Source organism: Jiella pacifica, assembly GCF_010500815.1.
Lineage (GTDB): Bacteria > Pseudomonadota > Alphaproteobacteria > Rhizobiales > Rhizobiaceae > Jiella > Jiella pacifica.
The window spans coordinates 1-1,379 of the sequence record NZ_JAAAMG010000064.1 but is presented as its reverse complement, the minus strand read 5'-3'; the positions used below and the strand labels follow the sequence as shown (position 1 = coordinate 1,379).

The 1,379-nt window shown below is 66.9% G+C and carries 1 protein-coding gene; it reads left to right on the top strand.

Going from position 1 to position 1,379, the window contains the following annotated elements; all coding sequences use genetic code 11:
• Nucleotides 1-140 precede the first annotated feature (140 nt).
• A complete protein-coding gene (locus tag GTK09_RS27045; protein WP_163466480.1) occupies nt 141-791 on the top strand; it encodes a hypothetical protein in 651 nt (216 codons plus the stop codon).
• The last annotated feature ends 588 nt before the right edge of the window (nt 792-1,379 follow it).

The following is a 1,379-nucleotide window of genomic DNA, read 5'->3' as shown; positions in this document are numbered from 1 at the left end:
ACTCAGGCGATGATGCGCAACCTTGGTGGCCGCATCACGCGGCCCTGCGGACTTCCTTGATGGTGACGGTCCCATGGTTCGGTCCTCCTTCCCAAAAATAGCATGGAAAGAAGATTAAGAGGACACACGACGTCCTCACCATGACCGGCCTCTACAACGTCCCGGAGCGCGTCCGCGCGCTGGATCACGGCCATGGCGACCCCCTCACCGACAAGGAGCGGGACATCTACGACGCCGGGCTGATTGCCGTCCTGAAGGAAATCCACGACGAGATCGACCGAGACGTCTTCGCCGCCTATGGCTGGGAGGATCTTGGCGCGCGCCTCGTCGGCCGCCCCTGCGCCACCTTGCCGAGCCCGCACAAGTCCGAGGATCAGGAAACCGCCGAGGCGGAGCTTCTGTCGCGCCTCGTCGCCCTCAATCTCGAACGCCAGGCCGAGGAAAAACGCGGCCTCGTGCGCTGGCTGCGGCCGGACTACCAGATCCCGAAGCTCGGCGGAAAGCTGCCCCAGACGAAGGAAGAGCAGATCGAGGCGGAGATTGGCGTCGTGGAGCTGCCCGAAAAGCCGAAATGGCCGACCGACGGCCTCGACCAGATCCGCCTCGTGCGCGACGTCCTCGCCAGAGCCGCCAGCCCCGCCGAACCTGTGCAGATCGCCGCCAGCTTCGACGGCCGCCTCACCGACAAGCGCCGCTCGCGCATCGCCGAAGTGCTCGAAACCCTCGTCGCCACCGGCGCCGCCCGCTCCGGCCAGCTGGAGGGGACGGTGCGTTACTTCGTGCCGCGGTGATGGGATGGTCGACGACGGCGCGCCGACAGCGCCGCGCCGGGGGGCTGCCGGACCGAGAGGCGAAACCCTCCCCGCTTCGTCATCCTCGGCCCGAAAGGGTCGGGGATCCATGCCGAAGCGCCGCCGTCGCCACTCCGGGCCAGGAATGCCTCGTCTGCATCGTTTTTGAAGCGACACCGTTCCGGCATGGATCCCCGCGCTGCGCGCGAGGATGACGAAGCGCGGCGGGGCCTCCCAGCGCCCTTCCGAAAAAAAGATATCTTCCCCCCTTAACCACTCGCCTATCATCCCATCACCGCCGGCCCGCGACACGGGCACGAATGATCACCGGGATCGTTCGGGGGTTCGGCGGGCGGTGTCCGCGGCGGCGCGCTCTTCCGGAGGGTGCCCGTCCCGGACGGTTTCGAGGCGCCGCTGGCCCCTCCTCCACTACGGGAGGTGTGCGGATCGGTCCGCTTGACTGGCTCTTGCGCAGGTTGTGTGGTCACATGGCTCGGCGACTCTTTCTAACACCGCAGATGATGCGGTGGAGAGAGCATGCTTCAGATTTCTATGGTGCCCGGCTGCCTTTGCGGCCAGATCCGGCGG

What these genes read in the sequence shown, in the direction of transcription:
- GTK09_RS27045 (WP_163466480.1), top strand. Translation starts at nt 141, where the DNA reads ATGACCGGCCTCTACAACGTCCCGGAGCGCGTCCGCGCGCTGGATCAC.